The sequence below is a fragment of the Brevibacterium yomogidense genome (genome assembly GCF_900163715.1).
In the GTDB taxonomy this organism is placed as follows: domain Bacteria; phylum Actinomycetota; class Actinomycetes; order Actinomycetales; family Brevibacteriaceae; genus Brevibacterium; species Brevibacterium yomogidense_A.
Genome location: NZ_FWFF01000001.1, coordinates 239,935 through 254,094, shown reverse-complemented (window position 1 = coordinate 254,094; position 14,160 = coordinate 239,935). Strand labels below are relative to the sequence as shown.

Genomic DNA, 14,160 nt, shown 5'->3' with positions numbered 1-14,160 from the left:
CATATGACAGACGGCGGTCCGCACCGTGAACCGGGCGGACCGCCGTCTGGCGGGTGTCGAGCAGGACGTGCGTCAGCCGACGACGAACTCCCACGAGCCGTCTGCGGAGACGGTCACGAGCGACGGGCCGGGCTCCACGGTGCCCGCGCCGTCCCAGACGCCGATCTCATTCACGATGAGATTGGTCGAGCTGTCGGTGTACTGGAGGCCGATGAAGTTGGACTCGCCGTCGTGGCTGAGCGTCGCCTCGCCGCCCGGTCCCTCGTAGAGGAAGGCTCCGGGACCCGTGCCGCTCTCCGGCATCGCCGGCGCGCTGGAGATGGGGGCCAGGGTGATGGTCCAATCGCCTGTCGCGCTGACCTCGATGCCGGTCGCGTCGCCGTAGTCGTCGACCCCGATGACGTTGGATCCGGAGCCGCCGTCCGTCAGCGCCACGAGCTGTGAGCCCGTCATCTCGCCCGCATCGTCGACGCCGTACGTGCGCACGCCGTCGCCGCTCACGTCCTCGACCGTCACGTAGGCAGCGGTGACGTCCTCCGGCAGCGCCACGACGTCCTCGCCGGAGCCGCTCGTCGTGGTGGGCTCGAACGTGCCGTAGGTGGAATCGGCCCAGTCGGCGGCAGCGCCCCCGGCTGCCTGCTGGTCGTCCGGTGCGTCGCCGGCGTCGTCGCCTCCGGCCTGATCGTCCTGCGCGTTGTCATCGGAGGAGTCCGACGTCGTCGTGTCATCCGAACCGGGCGTCGTCCCGCCGGTGAAGGAGAGTGCGCCGGTCATGGTCAGGACGATCACGAGGATGATGTTGAGCACGATGCCGATCAGCCACACGCCGATCGTGATGATCCAGGCCTTCTTCTTGTGGCGGTCGTAGCCCGCGAGCCTGCGTCCCTCTTTGTCCCTCGTCGCACCGACGAGGTGCATGATGAGGTCGACGAGTGCCCAGATTCCCAGACCGCCCGCGGTGAGGAGCTTGGCGATCGCAGTGCCGATCTTGCCCAGGTAGAAGCGATCCGCGCCGAGGGTGCCCAGCAGCCAGCCGAGCAGCCACGTGACGACGAAGGACTTGTCCGATTCGCCCTGTGCCGGGCCTGCGCCGTAGCCGCCGAAAGCCGACTGTTCCGACCCGTACTGTCCGGCCCCGTACTGCTCGGATCCGTACTGTGCGGTCGAGAACTGGTCGGGAGCCGCGCCGTACTGGCCGGGAGGGGAGCCGTAGTGTCCGCCGTACTGGTCGGGCTGAGCGCCGTAGGGTGCAGCGCCGCCGTACTGTCCGGCGTCCTCGCCGTAGTGACCGGGCTGCGAAGCGTACTGCCCGCCGCCGTCCTGCCCGCCGCCGTACTGTCCGGCGAACTGGCTCTGGTCGCCGCGGTAGTCGTCCTGGGATCCGTAGGACGACAGGGGCAGTCCCGTGTTCGGGTTGTACTGGGGCTCGCCGTTGTCGGCGGAACCGGAACCGGAGGTTCCGTAGGGCGGTTGAGACATGGGGTCTTCCTCTTCGACTGCGGGGGCGGTCCGCTGCGCGGATGTGCGCGCGGCATGCTGCGCGGCCCGCCCGAGGTGGGGTCGTGACAAGTCTGACACGTCCGCGTTGCTTAGACGGATCCGCCGTGTAACAGGACGGCCATGCGCGTGTGTCAGACCCCGTGCGTAGACTCCGAGACATGAGCAATGAACCGATCTTCAAGGACGCGCACGAGGTCTCGACCGCACCCGTCGTCGCACTGGGTCTGCTGGGCGGCTACCTCACGGCACGGGAGACGATGATCCGTCCTCTGGGCGGCGCCGTGCTGGCCGCCGCGGGGGCGTACGCGGGACGCACGTGGCTGCAGAAGCGGGGTGCGGGGACGACCGTCGGGCTGTCCGCCGCATACGTCCTGGGCTTCGGGCTCTCCCATCCGCTTGCCAAGAAGATCGGCCCCTGGCCGGCGGTCCTGTCGGTCACGGCTGTCGCTGCGGGTGCCTCGTACCTGCTGGTCGATCGGGACTGACGCGTGGCGGGACTGACCATCGGAGGTGCCGCGCAGCCTGAGCGCCGCGGGAACCTGTGGACCGAAGCGCTCGAACGCAATCCGGAGCACTCGAAGAACTACGCGGACCGGTGGCGGCGCATCGAGGCGTCCGGCCAGGACGTCTACGGCGAGGCCCGCCTCATCGACGCGATGGCGGAACGGGGTGCACGGATCCTCGACGCGGGCTGCGGCACCGGCCGGGTGGGAGGCTGGCTCGCACAGCGTGGACACACCGTCGTCGGAGTCGACCTGGACCCCTACCTCATCGAGGTCGCGCAGGAGGATCATCCGGACGCCGACTGGCAGGCCGTCGATCTGGGGCAGATGGACCTGCGCCAGCCGTACGGCGACCGCATCCGATTCGACCTGGTCGTCATGGCGGGCAACGTCATGACGTTCGTCGCGTCGGACGAGCGCCGCCTGGTGCTCGAGCGCATCGCCGATCACATGGACCCGGACAGCCGCTTCGTCTGCGGGTTCGGCGCGGGTCGCGGGTACTCGTTCGATGAGTTCTTCGCGGATGCTGATGCGGCCGGGCTCACCCTCGACCTGCGATTGGGCACGTGGGATCTGAAGCCGGCGGCGGACGACTTCCTCGTCGCGGTCTTCTCCCGCCGCTGACGCTTCCGCCCCAGCCGGGATCCCGTCGCCGAGGCCTCGGCTCAGTCAGTCAGGCCCGTCGCCTCAGCGCACCCGCCTCAGCGCCCCGCGCCCCACCGCTCCCGCTTGCCCCGCAGGAAGTCGACGATGACGTCCGCGCGGTCCCGCACCTCGGCGTGGTCGCCGATGCAGGCGACCGCTGCGACCGTGCGGCCGTCGACCTGCACCGCAGTCGCGATCCCCTCGATCTCCACCTCTGATACATCCGGTGTCACCACGAACCCGTCGCGTTCGATGGCCGGCAGCTCCTGGAGGAAGCGCTCCACCAGCGGCTGATCCTGCTCCCTGGCCGCCCCCAGCCGCGCCCACAGGTCGCGCCGCTCCATGCCCGCGAGCAGCACCCAGCCGCTCGAACAGCGCAGCAGCGACCGCTTCACGTAGTTCTCCGCCAGATAGCCGTACGTCGGGCTGGTCGAGGCGTGGTCGACGTAGTAGAGGTCGGATCCCACGATGATCCCCAGCACGGTCGTCATGCCCGTCTGCTCGTAGATCTCCGCCAGATCCTCGTGCGTGACGACATCCGAATCCGGGGTCCCCGCGAGCCGGGTGAGGAAGTGCGGGGCCGGCCCCAGCGTGTAGAGCCTGTCGCGCTCCTCCAGGTACCCGGTGGCGACCAGGCCGTTCGACAGGCCCTGGACAGAGCTCAGCGGTGCTTCGAGGATCCGCGCCAGCTCCGTGAGGCTCGCCCCATGAGGGCGCCTGGCCACGAGGTCGAGGATCTCCGCGACCCGGTCGATCATCCGGTGGCGCGGTCGCGGCTTCGCCCCGTCGGGCGAGGGGGGAGTGTGCACGGGGTCTCCAGAGGGTCAGCGGTCTTCGCCACAGTGTAGATTCGTCCCATCGTCCACCGCAATTAAGTAGACGAGTACAGGATCACGTATTAATGTGTGAGGTCAGTCGCGGTGCACAGACAGTCCCGCGGCTCCGACGACGATTGAGGTGACACCCGGATGGGCGGACAACTCGTCCCGCAGCTCGTCACAGAGGACGAGCAGACCCGCGCACTGAGACTGGAGGTCCGCAGCTTCCTCCGCCGGGAGGCCGCAGCCGGCACCTTCACCCCGTGGGTCGACACGTGGCTGACCCGCTGGGACAACGACTTCACGAAGAAGCTCGCCGCCCGCGGCTGGGTCGGCATGACGATCCCCACGGAGTACGGCGGACACGGGCGGACGTTCCTCGAGCGCTTCGCGGTGACGGAGGAGCTGCTGGCCATGGGTGCCCCCGTCGCCGCGCAGTGGGTGGCGGACCGCCAGATCGCCCCGTCGCTGCTGCGGTTCGGCACGGAGGAGCAGAAGCAGGCCTTCCTGCCCAAGATCGCCTCCGGGGACCTGTGCTTCGGCATCGGCATGTCCGAACCCGAATCCGGCTCCGACCTCGCGAGCGTCCAGACGAAGGGACGCCGCGTCGAGGGCGGCTGGCGCATCACCGGCCGCAAGACGTGGACGTCCGGCGGTCATGTGGCGGACGGCTTCTTCGCGCTCGTCCGCACGGAGCCGCTCGACCCCGCCCACCGCCACGCGGGGCTCTCGCAGTTCATCGTCGATCTGCGCGCCGACGGCGTGAGCATCGACCCGATCGTCTCGATGAACGGCGGCCACCACTTCAACGAGGTCACCCTCGACGACGTCTTCATCCCGGACGACCGCGTGCTCGGCGAGCCGGGGGAGGGGTGGCACCAGGTCACATCCGAACTCGCCTTCGAGCGCAGCGGCCCGGAGCGCTTCCTGTCGACCTTCGCCCTGCTCGAGGAGGCTTTCGACCACCTGCGCGCAGCGCGTACGCAGGCCCCCCTCGAGAACGCTCCCGCAGGCCAAGGCCCCGCAGACAGCGGCTCGTCGCTGCCGGCCCGGGCGGCCACGGTCGGCTCGCTGTCCTCGACCGCGACCACCGCCTCGACCGCGACCACCGCCTCGGCCGCGCCGTCCGCCCTCCCCGCCACAGGCGGAGCGCTGGGCCGCCACGTCGCGCGCGTGACCGCGCTGCACCACATGTCGCTGTCGGTCGCCTCCAGCCTGCAGGCCGGCGAGAACGCGGACACCGCCGCCGCGCTGGTCAAGGTGCTCGGCACCACTGAGGAAGGCGACATCGCGGAGACCGTCGATCGGCTGGTCGGCGACGTCGCCGCAGACAACCCCCGCCTGCAGGACCTGGTCGACGCCGCGATCGCGCAGCGTCCCGGCTTCACCCTGCGCGGCGGGACGAACGAAGTGCTCCGCGGCGTGGTCGCGCGCAGCCTGGGCCTGCGGTGAGAGAGGAACACACGATGACGAACGAACAGATCACCGACGCGGCCGAGGTCGCAGCCGAACTCCGCACAGTCGCCGCCGACATCTTCACGGACGCGGCGGACCGACTCGCGGACACCGTCGCCCGCCCCCTCGACGCCCAGGTGTGGGCGACGCTCGAGGAGACCGGGCTCGCCCGCCTCACCGGCTCCGAGGACTCCGGCGGCAGCGATGCCGGCTGGCTCGAGGCCGCCGCCGTGCTCGGCGAGGCCGCCTCCGCGGGCGTGCCGCTGCCCCTGCTCGAGCACGATCTGCTGGCCGGCTGGCTGCGCGATGCGGCTGGGCCGCCCGCTTCTGCCGAGGCCCCGACCGGTTCGCCGGCCGATGCCGCCGGGAGCACTCCGGCCATCTCCACCGCCGCCGAGGCAGTGGCGACCGGCCGTCCGGTGACGGTGCCGTGGCTGCCGGCTGCGGCCTCGGTCGTGGTGCTCGACTCGAGCGGCGAGCGTCCGCAGGTCTACGAGATCGCGGCGAGCGACCTCGTGTTCGACGAGCGCACCTCCGTGAGCGGCGAGCCGCAGGCCGTCGTCGTGCTGCCGACGGGAGTCGCCGGCGCGGTCGAGGTCTCCGCGGAGGTCGCCGACGAGTTCCGGTACCGCGGGGCGCTGGGCCGCGCGGTGCAGATGGCGGGAGCCGGCGAGGCGATCTCCCAGCTGTGCGTGGAGCACGTGACGACCCGCGTGCAGTTCGGCCGACCGATCGGGAAGTTCCAGGCCGTGCAGCAGCTGGTCACGGACGTCGCGAGCGAGGCGGCACTCACGCGGACCATCGTGGACCGTGCGGTGCTGACCGTCGCGGAGCACGGCATGCAGGACGCCCGCTCACGCTTCTTCATCGCCGCCGCGAAGGCGTGCGCCGGGGGAGCGGCGGAGACGATCGTGCGCAACGCCCACCAGATCCACGGGGCGATCGGCACGACGCTCGAGCACTCTCTGCAGCGGCGCACGCGCCCCGTCATGGGGTGGCGCCGCGAGTTCGGCTCCACGGCGGAATGGGAGACGCGGATCGAGGAGCTGGTCCTCGACGGTGACGCGGACCTGTGGGAGCTGGTGACGGCATGAGCGGGGCCGACCACCCGAACGGGGTCGAGGGTGCGGCGCGCCCCTTGGACGGAGTGACGGTCGTCGATCTGTCGCGCGTGCTCGCGGGACCGCTGTGCGGGCAGATGCTCGCGGACCACGGTGCCGAGGTCATCAAGGTGGAGCCGCCCGCGGGCGACGACACGCGCACCTGGGGCCCGCCGTTCCTGCCCGACGGCACCGGTGCGTACTTCACCGGGCTCAACCGGAACAAGCACAACATCGCGCTGGACCTCCGTACCGAGGCCGGGATGGAGGTGCTCGACCGCCTGCTCGCGGACGCAGACGTGGTCATCGAGAACTTCAAAGCAGGCACCCTGGAGAAGTGGGGACTGTCGGACGATACGATCGCGCAGCGCTATCCGCGGCTGATCCACTGCCGGATCACCGGCTTCGGAACCGACGGACCGATGGGCGGAGCGCCCGGGTACGACGCGGTGCTGCAGGCCTATGGCGCTGTGATGAGCATCAACGGCGAGGCCGGCGGGCCGCCCACCCGGGTCGGCGTGCCGATCGTGGACATGATGACGGGCTACCTGTCGTTCTCCGGGATCCTGCTGGCACTGCGGGAGCGTGACACGTCAGGGCGTGGACAGCTCGTCGATGCGGCTCTGCTGGACTCGGCGATCGCGATGCTCCACCCGCATTCGGCGAACCTGCTCAACGGCGGGGACGAGCCTGTGCGGATGGGATCCGCGCACAGCAACGTCGCCCCCTACGACGTGTTCGACGTCGCCGACGGGCAGTTCTTCCTGGCCGTCGGCAATGACCGGCAGTTCCGCTCGTTCGCTGAGGTGATCGGCCTGCCTGAGCTCGTCGACGACCCCCGGTTCGCCACGAACGGCGACCGGGTGACGAACTATCCTCAGCTGCGCGCCGTACTCGCCGAGGCCCTGGCAGGGTTCGCGCGCGAGGCACTCGGAGCGTCCCTGCTGGCACGCGGAGTCCCCGGTGGGCCGGTCCACACGATGTCGCAGGCTCTCGCCGATCCGCAGGTTCGCCACCGCGGCATGGTGCTCGAGGACGGTGACTACCGCGGGATCGCCAACCCGGTGAAGCTGGGACGGACGCCTGCCGGGTACCGGTGGGCACCTCGGGCGAAGGGGGCCGACACGCGCGCGGTCCTCGAGCGGCACGGATTCGACGACCAGCGGATCGCCCGGTTGGAGGACGACGGCACCGTCGTCACGGCGGGGGAGCCCGCGGGTGCCGACGCCCGCTGACTGATCCGGTTCGTATCCGGACCTGATGTCCGCACACGACGCAGCACACTGACGAATGAGGAGCACACCATGACAGAGACATCGCAGGATACGACACCGCAGGACGGCGGGAACGACGTCGCGCTGCTGGTCGAGCTGGACGGGCACGTGGAGACGTGGACGCTGAACCGCCCCGACAGCCGCAACCCGATCTCCGACGACGACATGGTCGCGGCGATCGTCGACGCGGTCGATGCCGCGAATGCGAACCCCGAGGTCCGCGTCGTCATCCTCACCGGTGCGGGCAAGGCGTTCTCCGCCGGCGGCGACGTGAAGAAGATGCGGGACCAGTCCGGCATGTTCGGCGGGCACCCGCACCAGATGCGCAACGGCTACCGCTACGGCATCCAGCAGATCCCGCTGGCGCTGCAGCGCCTCGACGTGCCGCTCATCGCCGCGGTCAACGGGCCGGCAGTGGGCGCCGGCTGCGATCTCACCGCGATGGCGGACATGCGCATCGCGTCGGAGACGGCGTGGTTCGCGGAGTCCTTCGTGAAGCTCGGCATCATCCCCGGCGACGGCGGCGCATGGTTCCTGCCCCGCCTCGTGGGGCCGGCGCGCGCTGCGGAGATGACGCTCACCGGTGACCGGGTCGACGCGAAGACGGCGCTGGAGTGGGGTCTGGTCAGCCGCGTCGTGGCGCCGGAGGACCTCATGTCGGAGGCGCGTGCGCTGGCCGATCGCGTCGCGGTCAACCCGCCGCACGCCGTGCGCATGGCGAAGAAGCTGCTGAAGGAGTCGGACGGGTCGAACCTGTCGTCGCTGCTGGAGCTGTCCGCCGCGATGCAGCCGCTGGCCCACAGCGCACCGGACCACGCAGAGGCGATCGGGGCGTTCCTCGACAAGCGGGACGCGACCTTCACGGGGGAGTAAGCCCGACCTTCGCAGGGGAGCGGGGGACAGCTAACCACCCCCTCCCGCGAGTGAGTACAACCTGGTCCCCGGACGCGCTGCGGTGGACCAGGTTGTACTCACTCGGCGGCGACGTGCGGTTACTTCGTGCGGTCCCTCGTGCGGTAACGTCGCGCGGTCGCCCCACCGGCTCCCACCCGGTGCATCGGAGTCCCGGGGGGCCCAGTACTCTCTGAGAGGCTCGGGGGAGGGGTGCATTTCCCTGCCGTCGACTCACGGACGCTGAACGGGGAATCGGAATGACTGATACGACGATCATGATGCTCATCATCGCCGCCTACCTGGGGATCGTCGCGGTGATCGGACTCGCCGGGACCAAGCTCATCAAGGGCTCGGACGACTTCATGCTGGCGGGCCGCAAGCTCGGTCCCTTCATGGTGATCGCGGGCCTGACCGCCACCCACATCGGCGGCGGCGCGGTCATGGGAGTGAGCGAGGACAGCTACGTCTACGGCGTCAGCGGCGTCGCGTACAGCGTCGGCACCGCACTGGGCCTCATCCTGCTGGGCGTGCTGTCAGCGGAGAGGCTGCGGAGTCTCTCCCTGCGGACCATCACCGACTACCTCGCGCTTCGCTACAACTCGAAGATGGTGCGCGGTCTGGCCTCGGGCCTCTCCATCATCGCCGTGACCGGCATCGTGGCCGCCCAGGTCAACGCCGCCGGCGGAGCCTTGGCCATCCTGGGCATCGATCCGACGATCGGCGCCATCGTCGCAGTGCTGCTGTTCATCGCCTACACGGTCTTCGCGGGAATGTGGGGCGTGGCGCTCACTGACGCCGTGCAGGTCATCATCGTCGTCATCGGAGTGCCCATCGCCGCGATCGCCGGTCTGCGTGCGGCAGGCGGACTCGACGGGCTGCGGACGTTCGCGGAGACCAGCGGAGACATCGTGAGCGCCGACTACTTCTCCCCGGTCGGCATGGGCGTCATGGCGATGCTCGGCATCATCACTCCGGTGATCATGTACGACCTCATCGGTCAGGACTTCTACCAGCGCCTCTTCTCCGCGCGCAGTGCGGCCGTCGCGCGGATCTCCGCGATCTCCGCCGGCCTGCTCCTCCTGGTCTTCGCGATCTTCCCGGTCATCGGCGGCATGAGCGCGCGTGCGCTGTTCGGAGACCTGGAGCACTCGTCGTCGGCCCTGCCGACCCTCATCTCCGAGGTACTTCCCATCGGCGTCGCCGCCGTCATCGTCGCCGCGATCCTGGCGGCCGTCATGTCCACGGCGGATTCGCTGCTGATCGCCGGCAGCACGCACATCACCAACGACTTCTACCGCGAGATCATGGGGCGCGACCCGGAGGACAACAGTCCGCGGACTCTCGCCGTCGCCCGCGTCTGGACCCTCATCCTGGGTGTGGGCGCGCTGGTGTTCGCACTCAGCGTGCCCGGGATCATCACTGTCCTCTCCCTCGCCTACACGATGTATGCCTCCGGAGTCTTCGTGCCCGTGATCGGCGGTCTGCTCTGGCGGCGGGCCACTCGCGTGGGAGCCCTCGCCGCGATCATCGCGGGGTCTGTGGGCGGGCTCGCCGGCGTGTTCGGCCTCGTCGACTACGGAGCCGTCCCGGAGGTCGTGGTCGGGGGCGCAGCGTCGCTCATCGCCTTCATAGTGGTCTCCCTGCTCACGAAGCCCGACGCCGAGGCCGACCCGGCGAAGCTGCAGCAGGAGCTGGCCACCGAGGTCTGAGGCTCTCGCCACAAAGTCCGAGATCTCGGACGGCAGGTGCGCCCTGACCCCTTCTCCGCCGAGGCTGCGGGCCTCACGATGGTGAGCAACGGATCCGATCCTGTTCGCCGCCGTCCGCACCGGAGGAGTTCCCATGTCACAGCCGACCAACTCTGCGCTCCGCCCCCGCACCACCAGCACCACTCCCACCCGCACCACCCACGACCCCTCCCGCACGATCCGCGCCCCACGCGGCACGGAGATCACCGCCAAGTCCTGGCAGACCGAGGCGCCCAAGCGGATGCTCATGAACAACCTCGACCCCGAGGTCGCTGAGCGTCCCGAGGACCTCGTCGTCTACGGAGGCACGGGCCGCGCCGCACGGTCGTGGGAGGCCTACGACGCGATCGTCCGCACCCTCGACGAACTCGAGGACGACGAGACCCTCCTCGTACAGTCCGGTAAGCCCGTCGGCGTCCTGCGCACCCACGAGTGGGCACCGCGCGTCCTGCTGGCCAACTCAAATCTCGTGGGCGACTGGGCGAACTGGGAACACTTCCGCAAGCTCGAGGCGGAGGGCCTCATGATGTACGGCCAGATGACCGCCGGGTCCTGGATCTACATCGCGACGCAGGGGATCCTGCAGGGCACCTACGAGACGTTCGGCGCGGTCGCGGACAAGCGGTTCGGCGGGACGCTCGCCGGCACACTGACCGTCACCGCGGGCTGCGGCGGGATGGGCGGTGCGCAGCCGCTGTCCGTCACCCTCAACGGCGGCGCGTGCCTCATCATCGATGTGAACGAAGCGTGCCTGCGCCGGCGCCGGTCCAAGCGCTACCTCGACGAGGTCGAGACGGACCTGGACACGGCACTCGCGAAGGTGCTGGCCGCGAAGGCGGAGAGGCGTCCGCTGTCCGTGGGACTCGTGGGCAACGCCGCCGAGGTGCTGCCCACCCTGCTGGACCGGCCCGAGTCCGCGCAGGTGGACATCGTCACCGACCAGACGTCCGCGCACGACCCCCTGTCCTACCTGCCGGTGGGCGTGAGCCTGGACGACTGGCACGAGGAAGCGGCACAGGATCCGGAGAAGTTCACCCTGCGGGCGCAGGAGTCCATGGCGGGTCACGTCCGTGCGATGGTCGAGTTCCAGGACCGCGGTGCAGAGGTGTTCGACTACGGCAACTCGATCCGCGATGAAGCCCGCACGGCCGGCTACGACCGTGCGTTCGCGTTCCCCGGCTTCGTTCCCGCCTACATCCGCCCGCTGTTCTGCGAGGGGATGGGCCCCTTCCGCTGGGTGGCGCTGTCCGGGGACCCGCAGGACATCGCCGTGACGGACGCGGCCCTCAAGGATCTGTTCCCGGACAACGAGCACCTGCACACGTGGCTCGATGCGGCGAACGAGTTCGTCGAGTTCGAGGGGCTGCCGGCCCGCATCTGCTGGCTGGGCTACAAGGAGAGGCATCAGGCGGGTCTCCTCTTCAACCGCCTGGTCGCGGAGGGGAAGGTGTCCGCCCCAATCGTCATCGGACGCGATCATCTGGACTCCGGATCAGTCGCCTCGCCCTACCGGGAGACGGAGGAGATGGCCGACGGCAGCGACGCGGTGGCGGACTGGCCGCTGCTCAATGCGCTGGTCAACACCTCATCGGGGGCGACGTGGGTGTCGCTGCACCACGGCGGCGGAGTCGGCATGGGCAGGTCCATCCACGCCGGCCAGGTCTCTGTGGCCGACGGGACGGACCTGGCCGCGCAGAAGCTGGAGCGCCTGCTGACGAACGATCCCGGCATGGGCGTGCTGCGGCACGTGGACGCCGGCTACGACCGTGCGCACGAGGTCGCGCACGAGCGCGGCGTCTGGGTGCCGAGCGACGTGACGCTGGATCAGCGCGATCCGGATTCGACGGTGGTCTGACTCCGCTGGGACGCGTTGAATTCCGCGTCGCCCCGCAGCTCGATCACGAGTGAGATGCCGAGCAGCGCCACGATCAGCGTGAACGGCAGGGCAGAGAGCATCGCGGCCTGCTGGAGTGCTGCGAGGCCTCCGACCAGCAGGAGCACGACGGCCGTCAGTCCGGTGACGAGTCCCCAGACGAGCAGGATCGCGCGGCGCGGGTGCAGGGAGCCCTGCGAGGACATCATGCTGAGGACGAACGTGTTCGCGTCGGCGCCGGACACGAAGTACATGACGACGAGGACGATCGCGATGATCGAGGTGACCGTCACGAGCGGAAGGTGCTCGAGCATGGCGAAGAACGCGGAGTTGATGTCCGCGGCCGCTGCCGTTCCGATGTCACCGGCGCCGTTCATGTCGAGGCTGATGGCCGTGCCGCCGAAGATCGTGAACCAGAGGAAGAAGACGAGACTCGGGATCCCGACCACTCCTGCGACGAAGCCGCGGACCGTGCGGCCCTGGGAGATCTTCGCGAGGAAGACTCCGACGAACGCGCCCCAGCTCAGCCACCAGGCCATCATGAAGAAGGTCCACCACTGCATCCACTCGACGTCCTCCGCGCTGGTGGGCGTGATGAGGCTGACGGCGAAGAACTCGCTCAGGTACTGGCCCACCGACCGGAAGAACAGGTTGGAGATGAAGTTCGTGGGACCGACGATCAGGACGTAGACGCCCAGCCCGGCGGACAGCAGCATCGTGGTCTGGCTGAGGTACTTGATGCCGCGGTGCACGCCGGACAGGGCGGACAGCGTGAAGAGCACGGTGATGACGGCGATGATGACGATCTGTCCGACCATCGTTGACGGGATGCCGAACACACCATCCAGACCTTCCGCGATCTGGGCTGCGCCGAGGCCCAGCGACGTCGTCGTGCCGAAGAGGGTGGCGATGACGGCGAAGATGTCGATGACCTTGCCCAGCCACCCGTCGACGCGGTCCCCGAAGACCGGACGGAGCATCGGCGAGACGAGGCCGGGGCGCTTCCGCCGGTGGGTGGAGTACGCGATGGCGAGTCCGAACACGCCGAACACGCCCCACGCGTGGGGGCCCCAGTCGAAGTAGGAGAACTGCATCGCGGTGACGGCCGCGTCGATCGTGCCCGCCTCCGCGCGTCCGTGCGGGGGAGCGGCGAAGTGGGAGATGGGCTCTGCGACCGCGTAGCTGATGAGGCCGACCCCCATCACGGCGGAGAGGATCATCGCGAGCCATGCCCAGGTGCTGTACTCCGGGCGCGCTTCGTCGGATCCCAGGCGGATCGTGCCGTAGCGGCTGAGCGCCAGGTAGATCAGCAGGCCGATGCAGCCCAGTGGGACGAGGAGGTACAGCCAGCCCACGCTGCCCGCAGCCGCGTTCATCGCGGACGTCATCGCATCGTTGAGCGAGGTGGCGGAGATCCATGCCCAGACGACGAAGAAGGCGATGATGGCGAGTGCTCCCCAGAACACCGCGCCGACGGGGCGTGTCCGTTCGGCCGGAGGGACATCCGACGGACGTTGAGGGGGGTCGCTGGGAGTACTGCCGTCGAGACGGTCCATGATTCCTTCTGCCTGCTGATTAGGGGGTGTCCGCTCAGGTCAGGAGGCTGAAGGCGCTGCAGGGCTGGGCGGACGGTCAGAGCCGTTTCGCTATTCACGGCGCGGTATACCCTAGCCCCGATGACAGGCGGCGCTCGCATGGAACCGTCGCTTCGAGCGTTATGGGACGGAGCACACAGAAGAACCGCCCCCGCGTGAGGACGCGGAGGCGGTTCTTCTGTGTGCGGCTCGGGGCCGGTCGGTGTCACATCATCTCAGTGACGTTCCCTGCGGTCAGCATCGCGGAGCAGCCGCCGGACAGCAGTCCGAGGACGAGAAGGGCGATCGTGACGATGCGGGTGACCTTCTTGTGCTGCTCGAAGCCCTCGAGCGGCTGGCCGTTCTTGTCCCGCGTGTTGCCGGTGAGGACCATGATGAGGTCGATGAGGGCCCAGATCCCGAATCCGCCGGCGGTGATGAGCTTGAGGATGCCGGTGCCGATCTTGCCCAGGTAGAAGCGGTCGATGCCGAGGGTGCCCAGGAACTGTGCGAGGGCCCAGGTGACGAGGTAGGACTTGTTCATGGCATAAGCGTACGATGCGCTGACCCCCGGCCCGCACTGTTTCCGTGTGTCAGTTCCGCAACGTCACGCGAACGTCTGGGGAACGGACCTGCCGCGCGCGGGCGACCGGAGCGTTCGCACCCATGACGAGGCGGGGCCCACCGACACGAGTCGGTGGGCCCCGCCCGGATGGTCGCCCGGATGGTCGCCCGGCTGGTCGCCCGGCTGGTTGTCCGGCCGGTAGCCCGGCTGG

12 protein-coding genes are annotated in these 14,160 nt (G+C 69.4%); 8 read left to right on the top strand and 4 right to left on the bottom strand.

Annotated elements, in window-relative coordinates; translation table 11 throughout:
• Positions 1-72: 72 nt before the first annotated feature.
• Entirely contained in the window at positions 73-1,479 is a 1,407-nt protein-coding gene (locus FM105_RS01000; RefSeq protein WP_087003347.1) for a TM2 domain-containing protein, read from the bottom strand.
• A gap of 179 nt (positions 1,480-1,658) precedes the next feature.
• Between FM105_RS01000 and FM105_RS00995 the strand changes: the two genes are divergently transcribed.
• Together FM105_RS00995 and FM105_RS00990 are read left to right on the top strand one after the other, a co-directional pair.
• Positions 1,659-1,985: a hypothetical protein gene (locus FM105_RS00995; protein WP_087003344.1), complete on the top strand. Its 327-nt coding sequence runs from the start codon at positions 1,659-1,661 to the stop codon at positions 1,983-1,985.
• 12 nt (positions 1,986-1,997) lie between these two features.
• Positions 1,998-2,627 carry a class I SAM-dependent methyltransferase gene (locus tag FM105_RS00990; RefSeq protein WP_256970167.1) on the top strand — a complete coding sequence of 210 codons (630 nt, stop codon included), beginning with the start codon at positions 1,998-2,000 and terminating at the stop codon, positions 2,625-2,627.
• 77 nt (positions 2,628-2,704) lie between these two features.
• Here the strand turns inward: FM105_RS00990 and FM105_RS00985 are convergent, their stop codons facing one another.
• Positions 2,705-3,457, bottom strand: a complete 753-nt coding sequence (locus FM105_RS00985) for an IclR family transcriptional regulator (RefSeq protein WP_087003341.1) — start codon at positions 3,455-3,457, stop codon at positions 2,705-2,707.
• 159 nt (positions 3,458-3,616) lie between these two features.
• On the opposite strand from FM105_RS00985, the gene FM105_RS00980 reads away from it, so the two are divergent.
• The 6 genes from FM105_RS00980 (at position 3,617) to hutU (ending at position 11,792) form a co-directional block, all read left to right on the top strand.
• Complete coding sequence (locus FM105_RS00980; protein ID WP_087003338.1) at positions 3,617-4,918, top strand: acyl-CoA dehydrogenase family protein; 1,302 nt, start codon at positions 3,617-3,619, stop codon at positions 4,916-4,918.
• 14 nt (positions 4,919-4,932) lie between these two features.
• Positions 4,933-6,015, top strand: a complete 1,083-nt coding sequence (locus FM105_RS00975; RefSeq protein ID WP_087003336.1) for an acyl-CoA dehydrogenase family protein — start codon at positions 4,933-4,935, stop codon at positions 6,013-6,015.
• Positions 6,012-7,256 carry a CaiB/BaiF CoA transferase family protein gene (locus tag FM105_RS00970; protein WP_087004229.1) on the top strand — a complete coding sequence of 415 codons (1,245 nt, stop codon included), beginning with the start codon at positions 6,012-6,014 and terminating at the stop codon, positions 7,254-7,256. Before FM105_RS00975 ends, FM105_RS00970 begins: the two co-directional genes overlap by 4 nt.
• Before the next feature lie 69 nt (positions 7,257-7,325).
• The gene (locus FM105_RS00965) at positions 7,326-8,168 is read left to right on the top strand and encodes a crotonase/enoyl-CoA hydratase family protein (protein ID WP_087003333.1); all 843 of its coding nucleotides are present in this window, start codon (positions 7,326-7,328) and stop codon (positions 8,166-8,168) included.
• A gap of 278 nt (positions 8,169-8,446) precedes the next feature.
• Complete coding sequence (locus FM105_RS00960; RefSeq protein ID WP_087003330.1) at positions 8,447-9,898, top strand: sodium:solute symporter family protein; 1,452 nt, start codon at positions 8,447-8,449, stop codon at positions 9,896-9,898.
• 133 nt (positions 9,899-10,031) lie between these two features.
• On the top strand, positions 10,032-11,792 hold the full coding sequence (gene hutU / locus FM105_RS00955) for a urocanate hydratase (protein ID WP_087003327.1): 1,761 nt from the start codon (positions 10,032-10,034) through the stop codon (positions 11,790-11,792).
• Here the strand turns inward: hutU and FM105_RS00950 are convergent.
• Together FM105_RS00950 and FM105_RS00945 are read right to left on the bottom strand one after the other, a co-directional pair.
• Positions 11,762-13,366: a BCCT family transporter gene (locus tag FM105_RS00950; RefSeq protein ID WP_087003324.1), complete on the bottom strand. Its 1,605-nt coding sequence runs from the start codon at positions 13,364-13,366 to the stop codon at positions 11,762-11,764. The genes hutU and FM105_RS00950 overlap by 31 nt on opposite strands.
• A gap of 244 nt (positions 13,367-13,610) precedes the next feature.
• Entirely contained in the window at positions 13,611-13,928 is a 318-nt protein-coding gene (locus FM105_RS00945) for a TM2 domain-containing protein (protein WP_087003321.1), read from the bottom strand.
• Positions 13,929-14,160: the final 232 nt, after the last annotated feature.